Genomic DNA, 16,684 nt, shown 5'->3' on the forward strand with positions numbered 1-16,684 from the left:
CGCACCGCCGGACCCGCCGGCGAGGGCATTCCCGCACTAGCCATTGGCGGCGGGGACGGCACTGCCGAACTGTTCGAGGGCCTGGCCGGTAAGCCGGAAGGTGGACCACCCGTCCATGGGCCTGGCGCCGAGGCGCCGGTAGAAGTTGATGGACGGCTCATTCCAGTCAAGGACGCTCCACTCAACCCTTGCGTAGCCGTTCTCTACGGCGGTGGCGGCCAGGTGCTGGAGCAGGGCCTTTCCGTGCCCCTCGCCGCGGGCCTCCGGACTGACGTACAGGTCCTCCAGGTAGATCCCGTGCACGCCTTCCCAGGTGGAATAGTTCAGGAACCACAGTGCGAACCCCTGGACTTCGCCCGCCGCGTTCTCCGCCATGGCGGCGAACACACGCGGGCTCTCGCCGAACAGCACCTGCCGCAGCATCTCCGGGGTGTTCCGGACGGCGTCAGGTTCCTTCTCGTAGTGCGCCAATTCGTGGATCATCCGAAGGATTGCGGGCACGTCGTGCGGGGTTGCGGGGCGGATTACACTCATTGTTCGAGCTTACCGGCCAGCCGCAGGCAAGGGCACGGTTCAGAGCCGGTTGACCTCCGTCACCCTGATCACGGCCGTACCGGTTTCGTCCGAGGCAGCCAGGTCCACCTCGGCGGAAATCCCCCAGTCGTGGTTGCCGGCAGGATCCTCAAAGATCTGCCGGACCTTCCACCGGTCCTTTTCCTCCGTGATCATGAGCAGCGCCGGTCCGCGGGCATCGGGCCCGGTCCCGATGTCGTCGTGTTCGTCGAAGTAGTCGTCCAGGGCATCTTCCCAGCGTTCGGCGCCCCAGCCGGCTCCGCCGTCGAGTTCTCCCAATGCGGCCGCGTCCTCGTCGGCGAACAGCTCCACGCGGCGGAACATCTCGTTGCGCACCATCACCCGGAACGCCCGGATGTTGGACGTGAGCGACGGCGGGGGCGGGGGAGGCGCGTCGTGCGGCGTCGGGGCGGCGCCGGAGGCGAGTTCCTCCCATTCGTCCAGGAGGCTGGAGTCCACTTGGCGGACCAGTTCGCCGAGCCAGGCGATGAGGTCCTCAAGGTCGTCGCGCAGCATGTCCTGGGGAACGGTCTGCCGCAGGGCCTTGAAGGCGTCCGCGAGGTAGCGCAGGACTATCCCCTCCGAACGGGCCAGCCCGTAGAACTGCACGAACTCGCCAAAGTTCATGGCGCGCTCATACATGTCCCGGACCACGGACTTGGGGGCCAGCTCGAAGTCGCCCACCCAAGGGGCCGCCTTCCGGTACACCTCGAAGGCTTCCCTGAGGATCTCCGCGAGGGGCTGGGGGTAGGACACTTCCTCCAGCATGGCCATCCGCTGGTCGTATTCGATGCCGTCCGCCTTCATGGCGGCCACCGCCTCGCCGCGGGCCTTCTTCTGCTGGGCGGACAGGATCTGCCGGGGCTTCTCCAGGGTCGCCTCGATCACGGACACCACGTCCAGTGCGTACGACGGCGACTCAGGATCCAGGAGTTCAAGCGCAGCCAGTGCGAAGGGGGACAGCGGCTGGTTGAGTGCGAAGTTCGGCTGGAGGTGGACAGTCAGCCGGACGGTCCGGCCGTCCGGTCCCTGCTCCCGGGCAGGAATCCGCTCCACCACCTCGGCGGCGAGCAGTTCGCGGTAGATGCCCAGTGCCTTCTTCATCAGCTGCAGCTGGGAAGACCGGGTCTCGTGGTTTTCCGTCAGCAGGCGGCGGGCGGCCGCAAACGGGTCCCCGGGCCGCTCCATCAGGTTCATCAGCATCGCGTGCGTAACCGTGAAGCTGGAGGTCAACGGGTCCGGCACCGATTCGACCAGCCGCTTGAAGGTGGGCTCGCCCCAGCTGACGAACCCCTCGGGCGGCTTCTTCTTCACCACCTGGCGCAGCTTCTTCTGGTCGTCACCGTGTTTGGCCACGGCCTTGGCCATTGCCTTGACGTTCTCGGTCACGTGTTCAGGCGCCTGGACCACCACGGTCCCGGCGGTGTCGTAACCTGCCCGGCCTGCCCGGCCCGCAATCTGGTGGAACTCACGGGAGTTAAGCAGCCGGGTGCGGACGCCGTCGTACTTGCTCAGGGCCGTGAGCAGGACGGTCCGGATGGGCACGTTGATTCCGACGCCCAAGGTGTCTGTGCCGCAGATGACCTTCAGCAGCCCCGCCTGGGCCAGCTGCTCCACCAGCCGCCGGTACTTCGGCAGCATGCCGGCATGGTGCACGCCGATGCCGTGGCGGACCAGCCGGTTCAGGGTCTTGCCGAAACCGGCCGCGAACCGGAAGTTGGCGATCAGCTCTGCAATCTTGTCCTTTTCCTCACGGGTGCAGACGTTGATGCTCATCAGGGTCTGGGCGCGGTCAATGGCCTCGATCTGGCTGAAGTGCACCACGTAGACCGGCACCTGCCTGGTGGAGAGCAGTTCCTCCAGCGTCTCGTGCACGGGGGTCTCGTGGTAGTAGTAATGCAGCGGAATGGGCCGTTCCGCAGAGCTCACCGTCGTGGTGGCACGGCCCGTCAGCGCCGTGAGGCCTTCCTCGAACCTGCTGACGTCGCCCAGCGTGGCGGACATCAGGAGGAACTGTGCCTGGGGGAGCTCCAGCAGGGGAACCTGCCAGGCCCAGCCGCGCTGCGGATCCGAGTAGAAATGGAACTCGTCCATGATCACCGTGCCGAGTTCCGCGGCTGCGCCTTCACGGAGGGCAGTGTTGGCCAGGATCTCGGCCGTGCAGCAGATGATGGGCGCGTCCTGGTTGACGCCTGAATCACCCGTGATCATGCCCACGTTCTCGGCGCCGAAAATGTCACACAGGGCAAAGAACTTCTCGGAAACCAGCGCCTTGATCGGTGCAGTGTAGTAGCTGCGCTGGCCCAGGGCCATGGCCTGGAAATGGGCGGCGATGGCCACCAGGGACTTACCGGACCCGGTGGGGGTGGCCAGGATGACGTTGGCCCCCGTGGCCAGCTCCATAATGGCCTCGTCCTGGGCGGGGTACAGGGCCAATCCCCGGCTTTCCGTCCACTCAACGAACCGCATGTAGAGATCGTCGGGATCCACGCCGGCAGTCCGGTTGGGGGCGGGGGGATGGGGCAGCTGGTCAACGAGTTTCATTGATTGCCAGCTTAGTGCCCTGCCGTGCCGGTGATTCCGCCGCGCCCGGGTTAGGCTTCGCGGTACAGCAGACGTCACCAGAATGCGGAGATGGATATGAAGTGGGATCCGGCGAAATACGTCCAGTTCGGGGACTACCGGGACCGGCCTTTTTTCGACTTGACCGGGAGGATCCACGCCGACCGGCCTGTCCAGGTGGTGGACCTGGGCTGCGGGCCGGGGAACCTGACCGCGACGCTCGCGGACCGTTGGCCGGATGCGGAGGTGGTGGGCCTTGATTCCTCGGAGGAGATGCTTGCCAGGGCTGCCGGACGGGCGGAAGGAAACCCGGCCCTGCGCTTCGAACTTGCAGACATTTCGGAGTGGAAGCCCTCCGGGGAGACCGATGTTGTGGTGAGCAACGCCGCCCTGCAGTGGGTGCCGGGCCACCAGGACTTGATGCGGACCTGGCTGGATGCCCTCCGCCCCGGCGCCTGGTTCGCGCTCCAGGTCCCCGGGAACTTCAATGCCCCGTCGCATGCGTTGCTGCGGGAACTTGCGGGCTCGCAGCGTTGGGAGCCGAAGCTCGGCGGGGTGCTCCGCGGCGGCGAGTCGGTGGGCGAGCCTGCGGAGTACCTGCGGCTCATGCTTGACGCCGGGTTCTCGGCTGATGCCTGGGAGACGACGTACCTGCAGGTGCTGCCCGGCGAGGACGCCGTTCTGGAGTGGGTACGCGGCACGGCGATGCGCCCCGTGCTTGCCGCCCTCTCCCCTGGGGAGGGGGCGGAATTCGAGGCCGAGTACGCGGCACTGCTGCGGGATGCCTATCCACAATCGGGGCATGGGACGGTCTATCCGTTCCGGAGAATCTTTGCCGTGGGCTGCAGGAACCAGTGACGAAATCCAAGCCGCCGGGCTTTCTTCACAGGCCAGTCACACGTGTGACAACCCTGGTAAGTGATCTGGCCTACAATGACGTGGTGGCTGATGGGGGAGAGGCCGCCGCGGGCTGTTTCCTCCGTCGATTGACCTAACTGGAGGTACGTTGCTGATCGGACTGATGAGGCGGCTGCTCGCGGGCCTTAAGCCCCACGTGGCTGCCATCGTTGTCCTCCAACTCGTCCAGGCGGCGGCCACCCTGATGCTGCCCACCGTCAACGCGGCAATCATCGACGACGGCATCGTTGCCGGAAACAGCGCGGTCATCCCGCGCCTTGGCTTCACCATGGCAGCCCTGGCCGTGGTCCAGGCCGTTGCCGCCATCGGCGCAGGCTACCTCTCCGCGGTGGCGGCAATGAGGATAGGGCACCAATTGCGGGCGGAGATCTTCACCAGGATCCAGTCATTGTCCTCCCAGGAGGTGGCGGCCTTTGGAACCCAGAGCCTGGCCACCCGGGCCACCAATGACACCCAGCAGATCCAGGCCTTCGCGGTCCTCGTGTTCACAATGCTTGTTGCGGGCCCTGCCATGGGCCTTGGCGGCATTGTGCTGGCACTGCAGCAGGACCTGGCGCTCTCCGCGGTGGTCATCGTGATTGTGCCCGCGCTCCTGCTCATCATGTACCTCATCGTGGGCCGCCTCATTCCGCTCTACCGTGAGGGACAGGAGCACCTGGACCGTGCAGGGGGCATCCTTCGCGAGCAGATCATCGGCGCCAACGTCATCCGGGCCTTTGTCCGCCAGGACCACGAAGTCCGGCGCTTCGCCCGAATCAACAGCAGCCTGACGGCAAACAACCTCCAGTCAGCACTGCTGGTGGCAGGAATGCTGCCTTTGGTCATGCTGGTGGTGAATATCTCCTCCGTGGCCGTTGTCTGGTTCGCCGGCCAGCGGATCCAGGCCGGGCTGATGAACGTCGGGGCCCTGGCCGCCTTCATTGCCTACATCCTGCAAATCCTCCTTGCCATCATGATGGCGATGTACGTCCTCATGACTGCACCCCGGGCGGCAGTCTGCGCCGAGCGCATCAGCGCCGTGCTGGATACCGAACCCTCGGTGCGCGACCCGCACGAGCCCAGGGCGCTGCTGCCCCCGGCGGCCGGAGGGCAACAGCATCTTCCGGCCGGCCCCGGTGTCCTCCAGTTCAAAGGGGTTGGTTTTTCCTATCCCGGCGCGGAAGCCCCGGTCCTTGCGGACATCACCTTCACAGCCACTCCGGGCACCACCACAGCAATCGTGGGGTCCACCGGCAGCGGAAAGTCCACGCTGTTGAACCTCATTCCGCGATTCCTTGACCCCACTGCCGGAACCATCACCCTGGACGGCGTGGACATCCGGGAGCTGCGGCTCGGCACACTTCGCTCCGCCATGTCCATAGTTCCCCAGCAGTCGCACCTGTTTTCGGGGACCATCGCGGACAACCTCAGGATGGCAGCGCCGGCGGCATCGGACGCCGAGCTCTGGCACGCTCTCGGGACGGCCCAGACCATGCGGTTCATGGGTGTGCTTCCATTGGGGCTTGCCACCCCCGTTGGCCAGGGCGGGACCAACCTGTCCGGGGGGCAACGGCAGCGGTTGTGCATCGCACGGGCGCTGCTGAGGAACGCGCCACTTTATCTCTTTGACGACAGCTTCTCGGCGCTGGATTACGACACGGACGCGAGGCTGAGGCAGGCGTTGGCCGCGGAACTTGCCTCAAGCACGGTGATAGTGGTGGCAGAACGGATCGCCGCGGTGGAAAGCGCGGACCGTATCTTGGTCTTGGACGGCGGGCGCCTGGTGGCGCAGGGCACGCACGCCGAACTGCTGGAAATTTCCCCCACGTACCGCGAAATCGCGGATTCCCAGCTGGCCATGGACGGCCAGTCATGACGCTGCCGGCTGTTGCCCCCGGGGTGCCGGGGAGGTTTTGGCCAACAGCAGGACGGCTGTTGGGCCTGCTGCGCCCGTTCAGGCGCTTCATGGTGGGCGCAGTGGCGGCTACCTGCACGTTCGCCGGGCTCAATGTGGCGGCCCCCAAATACCTTGGTGACGCCACTGATGTCGTGGTGGACGGCGTTACGCAGGGATTCGTGGACCAGGGCCGGCTCGGCATGCTGCTGGCGGGGGTGTCGCTGATGTACGTACTGGCCTCGCTGTTCAACTGGATCCAGGGAGCCCTGACGGCCAGGTCGGTCCAGGGGCTCATGTATGGGCTGCGGGCTTCGCTTGAGGACAAACTGCACCGCCTGCCGTCCACCTACTTCCAGGAGCGCTCCAGGGGCGATGTCCTGAGCCGTGCCACCAATGACATCGACAATATCGCCCAGGCCTTGAACCAGCTCCTCACGCAGCTGATCATGTCCTTCCTGATGCTGTGCGGGTCGCTGGCCATGATGCTGTGGATCTCGCCCCTGCTCGCCGTGATCGCGGTGGCCACGGTGCCGCTGTCCACCCTCATCACGGTTCTCGTGGCCCGGCGTTCGCAGGCGCACTTTGCGAGGCAGTGGACCGAAACGGGGGAGTTGAACGCGCACGTGGAGGAGTTCATCACAGGACACGAGGTGATCAAAGCCTTCGGCCACCAGGCCAAGGCCGCGGATATTTTCGCCGGCAGCAACGGCCGCCTGGCCCGCGCCGCTACCAAGGCACAGTATTCCGCCGGCGTGGTCCAGCCATTGATGGTGCTGATGTCCAACCTTAATTACATTGCCGTGGCAGTGATCGGCGCGCTCCAGGTCCTGGCCGGCGCCATGACCATTGGCGGGATCCAGGCGTTCATCCAGTTCAGCAGGCTCTTCACCCAGCCGGTGGGCCAGATCGGCGGGTTGCTCAACCTCATCCAGTCCTGCGCGGCATCGGCTGCACGGGTCTTCGACCTCCTGGACACGGAGGAGGATCCGCCGGAGCCGTACACCGCATCCGTTGCGGCCCCGGCAAATGGGCGGATTGTCTTTGACGACGTCACGTTCAGCTACCCCGGATCAGCGCCTGCCGTGCGCAACCTTTCTTTCTCCGTCGAGCCTGGCCAGACCGTAGCGATTGTTGGCCACACCGGTGCGGGGAAGACCACCGTGGTGAACCTCCTGATGAGGTTCTACGAGCCCGGGTCAGGACGCATCACCATGGGAGGGCAGGACATCGCGACGATTCCCCGGGACCGCCTCCGGGAGCAGTTCGGCGTGGTGCTCCAGGACGCCTGGCTCTTCGCCGGCACTATCAGGGAAAACATTGCCTACGGCCGGCCGGATGCCACGGACTCCAGCATCAGGACGGCCGCCGAGGCCACCCATGTGGACCGGTTCGTCAGGGCACTGCCCGACGGCTACGACACCATCCTGGAAAACGGTGGCGAACCCCTCAGCCAGGGCCAGCGGCAGCTGCTCACCATTGCCCGGGCACAACTGGCCGGCAGGGCCGTCCTGATCCTGGACGAGGCCACCAGCTCCGTCGATTCGCGGACAGAGCTCCTGATCCGCCAGGCCATGCACCGCCTGCGCCAGGGCAGGACGAGCTTGGTGATAGCCCACCGTTTGTCCACCGTCCGCAACGCTGATCTAATCTTGGTCATGGATCACGGCCGCATAGTCGAGCAGGGCACGCACCAAAGCCTCCTGACCGCCAACAGCTACTACGCCCGGCTGCACAACGCCCAATTCTCCGGCCGGCCGGGCCGCGCGGACGCCCTTGAGGCCGGCCTTTGATGCCCGCATCCGGCTTCCCCGGAACATGGAAACCCAACACTTCCAGCTCCGTGCCGCTCTTCGAACAGGTGCGGCTCCAGGTCATCCACCTGGTAGACAACGGCGCCCTCCCGCCCGGGACACGGCTGCCCGCCGTCAGGGCCTTGGCCGAGCGCCTGGATGTGGCACCGCATACGGTGGCGCGAGCCTATAAGGAGCTCGAAGCCGCCGGGATCGTGGCCACCCACGGCAGGAAGGGAACAACGGTCTGCGCACGCGACGAACGCCTCGGCGGGCTCGCGGCGGCTGCCGCCGCCTACGCGGCCGAGGCCAAAGCGCAGGGTGCCACGTTCGCCGAGGCCGTAAAGCTTTTGGCCGCCGCCTACGATGTTCCCTAAGGGCGGAACCGTGCAGCTTCGAAGAAGTTTTCGATTAGCATTATGGGGTGCCTAAAGCCGTAGCTGAAGAAACTTCCGCCCCGTCCACTGCTTTGACCGTACCTCCTGCGGCTGTCCCGCACCGTCCGGACCTCTCCCGCCTCGTCGTTAAAGGGGCGCGGGAACACAACCTGCGGAACGTGGACCTCGACCTGCCCCGGGACGCGATGATCGTCTTCACCGGGCTGTCCGGATCCGGGAAGTCCTCCCTGGCTTTCGACACCATCTTCGCGGAGGGCCAGCGGCGCTACGTTGAATCGCTGTCCGCCTACGCGCGCCAGTTCCTGGGCCAGGTGGACAAGCCGGACGTCGACTTCATCGAGGGATTGTCCCCTGCGGTGTCCATCGACCAGAAGTCCACCAGCAAGAACCCGCGCTCCACGGTGGGCACCATTACCGAAATCTATGACTACATGCGCCTGCTGTGGGCCCGGGTGGGCCGGCCCCACTGCCCCGTGTGCGGCGAGCCCGTGGCCAAGCAGACGCCCCAGCAGATCGTTGACCAGCTGCTGGAGCTTGACCAGGGGACACGCTTCCAGGTCCTTGCGCCGGTGGTGCGGGGACGCAAGGGTGAATTTGTTGACCTCTTCAAGGAACTCACGGCCAAGGGCTACTCCCGCGCACGCGTTGACGGGAACCTGGTCCAGCTGAGCGACCCGCCCAAGCTGGGCAAGCAGTTCAAACACACCATCGAGGTGGTGGTGGACCGGCTGGTGGTCAAGGAAGGCATCAGCCAGCGGCTTACCGACTCCATCGAGACCGCGCTGGGCCTGGCCGAGGGCCGCGTCCTTGCAGAGTTCGTGGACCTGGAGGCGGACGATCCCGGCCGGCTGCGGGCCTTCTCCGAAAACCTGGCCTGCCCCAACGAGCACCCCCTGGCCATCGACGAGATCGAGCCCAGGTCCTTCTCGTTCAACAACCCCTTCGGCGCCTGCGCCGCCTGCAGCGGCATCGGCACCAAGCTGGAGGTGGACGAGGAACTGATCGTTCCCAACCCGGAACTTTCGCTGGCCGAGGGCGCTATCGCTCCCTGGTCCCTTGGCACGGCCACCACCGAGTACTGGAACAGGCTCCTGGAAGGCCTCGCGAAGGAACTTGGCTTCTCAATGGACACCCCGTGGGAGAAACTGGGCAAGGACGTGCGCCAGACCGTCCTGCACGGCAAGGACCACAAGGTTGTGGTGCAGTACCGCAACCGCTTCGGCCGGGAGCGCAAGTACAGCACCGGGTTCGAAGGCGCCATCCAGTACGTCCACCGCAAGCACGGCGAAACGGACTCCGACTGGGCCCGCGACCGCTACGAAGAGTACATGCGGCAGATTCCCTGCCCCGCCTGCAACGGTGCGCGCCTCAACCCTGCCTCCCTGTCGGTGCTGATCAACGGCAAGTCCATTGCCGACGTCGCCGCCCTGCCCATGCGCGACTGCGCCGCGTTCCTGAACAACCTGGTCCTGACGGGACGGGAAGCGCAGATCGCCCACCAGGTCCTCAAGGAGATCCAGGCGCGGCTGACCTTCCTGCTCGATGTCGGGCTGGAATACCTCAACCTGGAACGTCCCTCCGCCACCCTCTCCGGCGGTGAGGCCCAGCGCATCCGGCTCGCCACCCAGATCGGTTCAGGCCTGGTGGGTGTCCTTTACGTGCTGGACGAGCCGTCCATCGGCCTGCACCAGCGCGACAACCGGCGGCTGATCGACACCCTCACCAGGCTCCGCGACATGGGCAACACGCTCATCGTTGTCGAGCACGACGAGGACACCATCCACGTGGCCGACTGGATCGTGGACATCGGACCCGGCGCCGGTGAGCACGGCGGCCAGGTGGTCCACTCCGGCTCCTACAAGGACCTGCTGGACAACACCGCCTCCCTCACCGGCGACTACCTGTCCGGGCGCAGGAAGATCGAAGTCCCGAAGAAGCGCCGCAAGTACGACAAAAAGCGAGAGCTGAAGGTGGTGGGGGCACGGGAAAACAACCTCCTCAACGTGGACGCCGCGTTCCCGCTGGGGCTCTTCACCGCCGTCACCGGAGTGAGCGGCTCCGGCAAGTCCACGCTGGTCAACGAGATCCTCTACAAAGTCCTGGCCAACAAGCTCAACGGCGCCAAGCAGGTGGCCGGGCGGCACAAGACCGTCCAGGGCCTGGAACACCTGGACAAGGTGGTCCACGTTGACCAGAGCCCCATCGGGCGGACCCCCCGCTCCAACCCCGCCACCTACACGGGCGTGTTTGACAACATCCGCAAGCTGTTCGCGGAAACCACCGAGGCGAAGGTACGCGGTTACCTGCCGGGCCGGTTCTCGTTCAACGTCAAGGGCGGCCGCTGCGAAGCGTGCTCTGGAGACGGAACGCTGAAGATCGAAATGAACTTCCTGCCCGACGTCTACGTCCCCTGCGAGGTGTGCCATGGTGCCCGCTACAACCGGGAAACCCTCGAGGTGCACTACAAGGGCAAGACCATCGCGGACGTCCTCAACATGCCCATCGAGGAAGGCGCCGAGTTTTTCGCTGCCTTCTCGCCCATCGCCCGGCACCTCAACACCCTCGTGGACGTCGGCCTGGGGTATGTCCGCCTGGGCCAGCCCGCCACCACGCTGTCAGGCGGCGAGGCCCAGCGCGTCAAGCTGGCCGCAGAACTCCAGAAGCGGTCCAACGGGCGCAGTGTCTACGTCCTGGACGAGCCCACCACCGGGCTGCATTTCGAGGACATCCGCAAGCTGCTGATGGTCCTGCAGGGCCTGGTGGACAAAGGCAACACCGTGATCACCATCGAGCACAACCTGGACGTGATCAAGAGCGCGGACTGGATCGTGGACCTCGGGCCGGACGGCGGTTCGGGCGGCGGCCAGATTGTGGCGTCGGGAACGCCTGAGGAGCTGGCCAAGTCCACGGCAAGCCACACAGCAGCATTCCTCGCTGAGATCCTGTAGGAGCGGGAGCAAAGTTTCCGGAAGCATTCCAAATGTATGCCGCTGCGCGTATGCGAGTTTCAGGCACGAGTGGTGTCGTGAGAAACTAACCCGGTGACTCAAACAACAGTGCCCGTGATCTTTGACCTGGACGGCACTCTTGTCGATCCGGCCGGTGGAATAACAGACGGAATCTCCTTCGCCCTGAACGCCCTGGGGCTTCCCGTTCCCGGCCAGGACCTGCTCCACGCGATGATCGGCCCGAAGCTCAGTGATTCGCTGCTGAACGTGGCCAACGTTCCGGCGGACCTGCTGGACGAGGTCATCCGCCTGTACCGCGAGTACTACGTGGCCACGGGAATCGCACAAAGCCGCATCTACCCGGGCGTCCGCGAAATCCTGGAGTCCTTCGCGGAAACCGGGCTTCCCGTGGCCGTTGCCACCCAGAAACCGCAGGGCCTGGCCCGCACGGTGCTGGCACACCACGGCATCGATGGCCTGTTCCACGTCATCCACGGTTCCGCGGATGACGAAAGCGCGGTGCGGGGGGTTCCGCTTGGCAAGACGGCCATCATCGCAGCTGCACTGAAGGACTTGAACACCCAGCATGCCGTGATGGTGGGGGACCGGGCACAGGATGTTTCCGGTGCCATCGCCAACGGCCTGGACTGCATCGGAGTGGCCTGGGGATTCGCCCCCGACGGTGAACTGGAAGAGGCCGGTGCGGTGGCCGTCGTGGAAACCGCGGAGGGCCTGGTTGAGCTACTTGGGCGGATGCAGGCCATCCACTCCGCGGCCCTGGGCGAGGTGACCAACGATGGCAATGTTTGATGCTGTCCGCTGGACCACGCGCAGCCTGATCTCGGGCACCTGCCGGCCCACCGTCGTCGGCCTTGAAAACGTTCCGGCGGACGGGCCGTTCATTGTGGCCCCTAACCATCTGTCATTTTTCGACAGCGTGATCGTCCAGGCGCTGATGCCCCGCCCCGTCGCGTTCTTCGCGAAGGCCGAATACTTCACGACAGGGGGCGTCAAGGGCAAGGTCATGAAGGCCTTTTTCGAGTCCGTGGGGTCCATTCCGGTGGAGCGGGGCGAGCAGGCCGCCAGTGTCCAGGCGCTCAAGACACTCTTGGACATCCTGGAATCCGGCAAAGGCATCGGCATCTATCCGGAAGGCACCCGATCCCGGGACGGCATCCTCTACCGGGGACGCACCGGCGTGGGATGGCTGGCGCTGACAACAGGCGCACCCGTGATCCCGGTGGGGCTTATTGGCACCGAAAACCTGCAGCGCGCCGGTGAGAAGGGCGTCAAGCCCCAGCACTTCACCATGAAGGTGGGGGAGCCGCTGTACTTCGACAAGACGGGCCCGGACCACTCCCTGCCGGCGCGCCGGCAGGTCACGGACCGCATTATGGACGCCATTGCCGAGCTCAGCGGCCAGGAACGCTCCACCAGCTACAACCAGAGCAAGGCAACTGAATAACGTCCGCTCCATCCGGGGTTGGGCAGCTGCGGTTGCGGCAGGGTGGCAATGGCACCCGGCGCGCCTCAGTAGACTGGATAGGTGGCAAATCCAGCAAGTTACAGGCCCAGGACGGGAGAGATTCCCACCAACCCCGGGGTGTACCGGTTCCGTGACGCGCACGGCCGCGTCATCTATGTAGGCAAGGCGAAGAGCCTCCGTTCCCGGCTGAACTCCTACTTTGCCAACCCGGCGGGCCTGCTGCCCAAGACCTACGCCATGGTCCACGCCGCGAGCAGCGTCGAATGGACGGTGGTGGGCAGCGAGCTCGAGTCGCTGCAGCTGGAGTACACCTGGATCAAGGAATTCAAACCGCGGTTCAACGTGGTGTTCCGTGACGACAAGACCTACCCCTACCTGGCCGTGACAGTGGGCGAGAAGTACCCGCGCGTCCAGGTGATGCGCGGCGACAAGCGGAAAGGCACCCGCTACTTCGGCCCCTATACCGCAGGCGCCATCCGGGAGACCATGGACACCCTGCTGCGCGTTTTCCCGGTCCGCAGCTGCAGTGCCGGAGTGTTCAAGCGCGCCGAGGCCAGCGGCCGCCCCTGCCTCCTGGGCTATATCGACAAATGCTCCGCCCCGTGCGTGGGAAGGATCTCCCCCGAAGACCACCGGGCACTGGCGGACGATTTCTGCGCCTTTATGGGCGGCGAGGCCAAGCGCTTCATCGCGAAGCTGGAAAAGCAGATGGCGGAAGCCGTAGCCGAGCTTGACTACGAGCGCGCCGCCCGGGTCCGGGACGACATCACCGCCCTGCGGAAAGTCTTTGAACGCAACGCCGTGGTCCTCGCCGAGGACACCGACGCCGATGTCTTCGCCCTGCACGAGGACGAGCTGGAAGCCGCCGTCCAGGTGTTCCACGTCCGGGGCGGCCGCATCCGCGGCCAGCGTGGCTGGGTAGTGGAAAAGGTGGAGGACTCCACCACTCCCGACCTCGTGGAGCACCTCCTGCAGCAGGTCTACGGCGAGGACGGCGACAGCCACGGCAGGCTGCCGCGGGAGGTCCTGGTGCCCGTCGCGCCCAGCAATGCCGAAGAACTGGCGCAGTGGCTGGGCGGGCTGCGCGGGGCAAAGGTTGACATCCGGGTCCCGCAGCGCGGCGACAAGGCCGCGCTGATGTCCACGGTGCGCGAGAACGCCGAACACGCCCTGAAGCTGCACAAGACCCGGCGCGCGGGGGACCTGACCGTCCGGTCGCAGGCACTGCAGGAACTCCAGGAGGCGCTGGACCTGCCAGTGCCCCTGCTGCGGATCGAGTGCTTCGACGTCTCGCACGTCCAGGGAACCAACGTGGTGGCGTCCATGGTGGTGGTTGAGGACGGGCTGCCCAAAAAATCGGATTACCGGAAGTTCTCCGTGACCGGACCCGCAGCGGCGGACGACACCGCCGCCATGCATGACGTCCTGACCCGCCGGTTCCGCCACTACCTGCAGGACAAGTCCGCGCAGGTGGGCGAGGCTGCCCTGGCGGGCGTAGCTGAGGTGTCCGGACAGGCGTCCGGAGCAGGGCGCGGGCTGGAACAAGAAGTGCTGGACAGTTCACAGCTGGATACCACCACCCCGGCACCGCGGGCCAAGTTCGCCTACCCGCCCAACCTTGTGGTGGTGGACGGCGGCAAGCCCCAGGTCAACGCCGCCGCCCGTGCCCTCGCGGACCTGGGCATCGACGACGTTTACGTGGTGGGCCTGGCCAAGCGGCTTGAGGAAGTGTGGCTGCCGGACAGCGACTTCCCGGTCATCCTTCCCAGGACGTCCCAGGGGCTGTACCTGCTGCAGCGGATCCGTGACGAAGCCCACCGGTTCGCCATTTCCTTCCACCGGCAAAAGCGCGGCAAGGCCATGACCGTCTCCGCCCTGGACGGTGTGCCGGGGCTGGGTGCCTCCAAGCGGAAAGCCCTGCTGGCCCACTTTGGCTCCGTGAAGGGCGTCAAGGCCGCCTCGGCGGCGGAGCTGTCCCAGGCGAAGGGCATTGGTCCTGCCCTTGCCGGTGCCATCGTGAACCACTTCGCCCCGGACGGACCGGAAGCTGCAGCGGTCCCCGCCATCAACATGACCACGGGCGAAATCATTGAAACTTAGCGGAGTCCCCTGAAACTTGGCTAGGGTAATGAACGGGGTTTCCGCCAACGCGGCAGCCTGCTGGACAACAACAGGAACGGGGCGGACTTAATGGCAGAGACGACGGCGGAATCCGGGGCCGGGCAGGACGGGCTGCAGCCCGTCAAGCCCCTCGAAGCGGAGCTGCTGGTGGTCACCGGAATGTCCGGAGCCGGGCGGAGCACAGCCGCCGACGCGCTTGAGGACCACGGCTGGTATGTCGTGGAAAACCTTCCGCCGCAGATGCTCGGGACCTTGGCCGACCTTGTGTCCCATGCCCCGCAGTCCATTCCCCGGCTGGCGGTGGTCATCGACGTCCGCAGCAAGGGCCTGTTCGCGGACATCCGCGCCGCCCTGGGAGCGTTGGCTTCCAGCGGAGTGGCTTTCCGGGTGCTTTTTCTCGACGCCAGCGACAACGTCCTGGTCCGGCGGTTCGAACAGGGGCGCCGGCCGCACCCCCTGCAGGGCGGCGGGCGCATCCTCGACGGCATCGCTGCCGAACGGGAACTGCTCCAGGAACTGCGCGACAGCTCCGACGTCGTCCTGGACACGTCCGGCTACAACGTCCACGGCCTCGCCACCGCCATCACCGAACTGTTCAGTGAAACGGGGCCGGTGGCCCTGCGCTTGAACGTCATGAGTTTCGGCTTCAAGTACGGCCTGCCCGTGGACGCCAACTACGTGGCGGACGTCCGGTTCATCCCCAACCCGCACTGGGTCCCCCAGCTGCGCCCGCACACCGGGCTGGACAAGGACGTCAGCGACTACGTCCTCGAGGCGGAAGGGGTCAAGAACTTCGTGGACCGCTACGTCATGGCCCTGGAGCCCGTCCTGGACGGTTACCGCCGCGAGAACAAGCACTACGCCACCATCGCCGTGGGCTGCACGGGGGGGAAGCACCGCTCAGTGGCCGTGGCCGTTGAGCTTTCCAAGAAACTGGCACAGTTCCCCAGAGTCACGGTGACCACCACCCACCGGGATCTGGGCCGGGAGTAATGTCGCTTTTCACCGGGGCCCTGCCGTTGGTTCCGCCCGCCGGAGCAGCGGGCGGGCAGCAGGCCAAAGGCCCCAAGGTAGTTGCCCTGGGCGGCGGACACGGCCTCTCGGCGTCGCTGTCCGCCCTGCGCCTGCTCACTTCCGACCTGACGGCGGTGGTGACAGTGGCGGACGACGGCGGCTCGTCGGGGCGCCTGCGCGAGGAGTACGGCGTCCTTCCGCCGGGCGATCTACGCATGGCGCTGGCCGCTCTGTGTGACGACACCGACTGGGGACGCACCTGGCGCGACGTCATGCAGCACAGGTTCCGCCCCGGCAAGGGCCCGGGCGGCTCCCTGGACGAACATGCCATGGGCAACCTGCTGATCGTGACCCTGTGGGAGCTGCTGGGCGACGCCGTGGCCGGGCTCAAGTGGGCCGGCGCGCTCCTGGGGGCGCGGGGCCAGGTCCTCCCCATGTCCACCATGCCGCTCACCATCGAAGGGGACGTCCGTGTCACCGCCCCCGACGGCGGTTCCGCCCTGCAGACCATCCGCGGCCAGGCGCGTTGCGCGGTGGCAGGTTCCCTGGAACAGGTGCGGCTCCTCCCCGAGGCCGCCCCCGCCTGCGTTGAAGCACTTACCGCCATCGAGCTCGCGGACTGGGTGATCCTTGGGCCAGGCTCCTGGTACACCTCCGTGCTGCCCCACCTCCTCCTCCCCGAGATGCGGGAGGCACTGTGCCAGACGCCCGCCAAGCGCTGCCTTACCATGAACCTGGCTACCGACACCAAGGAAACCTCCGGTATGACCGCCGCGGACCACCTTCACGTGCTGCGGCGTTATGCCCCAGGGTTCAGCGTGGACGTTGTCCTGGCTGATCCCGCATCCGTCCCTGACCGGCAGGAGTTCGAGAAAGCCGCCGGGATGATCGGTGCCGAGGTGGTCTTGGGTAAAGTAGGGGCGTCGGGCCGCCGTCCCGTCCATGACCCCCTGCGTCTGGCGACGGCGTACCACGACGTGTTTGGGAACAGTTAGGAA

The 16,684-nt window shown here is 66.0% G+C and carries 12 protein-coding genes; 10 read left to right on the forward strand and 2 right to left on the reverse strand.

Going from position 1 to position 16,684, the window contains the following annotated elements; translation table 11 throughout:
• Positions 1 to 36: 36 nt before the first annotated feature.
• Positions 37 to 534 carry a GNAT family N-acetyltransferase gene (locus FHJ30_RS09730; RefSeq protein ID WP_139029097.1) on the reverse strand — a complete coding sequence of 166 codons (498 nt, stop codon included), beginning with the start codon at positions 532 to 534 and terminating at the stop codon, positions 37 to 39.
• Between the two features lie 39 nt (positions 535 to 573).
• Positions 574 to 3,117 carry an RNA helicase gene (locus FHJ30_RS09735; RefSeq protein ID WP_139029098.1) on the reverse strand — a complete coding sequence of 848 codons (2,544 nt, stop codon included), beginning with the start codon at positions 3,115 to 3,117 and terminating at the stop codon, positions 574 to 576.
• Between the two features lie 96 nt (positions 3,118 to 3,213).
• On the opposite strand from FHJ30_RS09735, the gene FHJ30_RS09740 reads away from it, so the two are divergent.
• From FHJ30_RS09740 to yvcK, 10 genes are all read left to right on the forward strand, one after another.
• Positions 3,214 to 3,993, forward strand: coding sequence for a trans-aconitate 2-methyltransferase (locus tag FHJ30_RS09740; protein ID WP_139029131.1), 780 nt, complete (start codon positions 3,214 to 3,216; stop codon positions 3,991 to 3,993).
• Between the two features lie 163 nt (positions 3,994 to 4,156).
• Positions 4,157 to 5,908: an ABC transporter ATP-binding protein gene (locus FHJ30_RS09745; protein ID WP_171058980.1), complete on the forward strand. Its 1,752-nt coding sequence runs from the start codon at positions 4,157 to 4,159 to the stop codon at positions 5,906 to 5,908.
• Entirely contained in the window at positions 5,905 to 7,719 is a 1,815-nt protein-coding gene (locus FHJ30_RS09750) for an ABC transporter ATP-binding protein (RefSeq protein ID WP_139029100.1), read from the forward strand. Before FHJ30_RS09745 ends, FHJ30_RS09750 begins: the two co-directional genes overlap by 4 nt.
• Positions 7,719 to 8,096: a GntR family transcriptional regulator gene (locus FHJ30_RS09755; RefSeq protein ID WP_139029101.1), complete on the forward strand. Its 378-nt coding sequence runs from the start codon at positions 7,719 to 7,721 to the stop codon at positions 8,094 to 8,096. The genes FHJ30_RS09750 and FHJ30_RS09755 overlap by 1 nt, the downstream gene beginning before the upstream one ends.
• Before the next feature lie 47 nt (positions 8,097 to 8,143).
• Positions 8,144 to 11,065 carry an excinuclease ABC subunit UvrA gene (uvrA, locus tag FHJ30_RS09760; protein WP_139029102.1) on the forward strand — a complete coding sequence of 974 codons (2,922 nt, stop codon included), beginning with the start codon at positions 8,144 to 8,146 and terminating at the stop codon, positions 11,063 to 11,065.
• 93 nt (positions 11,066 to 11,158) lie between these two features.
• On the forward strand, positions 11,159 to 11,875 hold the full coding sequence (locus FHJ30_RS09765; protein WP_139029103.1) for an HAD hydrolase-like protein: 717 nt from the start codon (positions 11,159 to 11,161) through the stop codon (positions 11,873 to 11,875).
• Positions 11,862 to 12,530 carry a 1-acyl-sn-glycerol-3-phosphate acyltransferase gene (locus FHJ30_RS09770; RefSeq protein WP_139029104.1) on the forward strand — a complete coding sequence of 223 codons (669 nt, stop codon included), beginning with the start codon at positions 11,862 to 11,864 and terminating at the stop codon, positions 12,528 to 12,530. The genes FHJ30_RS09765 and FHJ30_RS09770 overlap by 14 nt, the downstream gene beginning before the upstream one ends.
• Before the next feature lie 81 nt (positions 12,531 to 12,611).
• On the forward strand, positions 12,612 to 14,651 hold the full coding sequence (uvrC, locus tag FHJ30_RS09775) for an excinuclease ABC subunit UvrC (RefSeq protein ID WP_139029105.1): 2,040 nt from the start codon (positions 12,612 to 12,614) through the stop codon (positions 14,649 to 14,651).
• A gap of 90 nt (positions 14,652 to 14,741) precedes the next feature.
• A complete protein-coding gene (rapZ, locus tag FHJ30_RS09780) occupies positions 14,742 to 15,665 on the forward strand; it encodes an RNase adapter RapZ (RefSeq protein ID WP_139029106.1) in 924 nt (307 codons plus the stop codon).
• Positions 15,665 to 16,681 carry a uridine diphosphate-N-acetylglucosamine-binding protein YvcK gene (yvcK, locus tag FHJ30_RS09785; RefSeq protein ID WP_139029107.1) on the forward strand — a complete coding sequence of 339 codons (1,017 nt, stop codon included), beginning with the start codon at positions 15,665 to 15,667 and terminating at the stop codon, positions 16,679 to 16,681. The genes rapZ and yvcK overlap by 1 nt, the downstream gene beginning before the upstream one ends.
• Positions 16,682 to 16,684: the final 3 nt, after the last annotated feature.

Origin of the sequence: Arthrobacter sp. BB-1 (assembly GCF_006151685.1) — a bacterium.
Classification (GTDB): domain Bacteria; phylum Actinomycetota; class Actinomycetes; order Actinomycetales; family Micrococcaceae; genus Arthrobacter.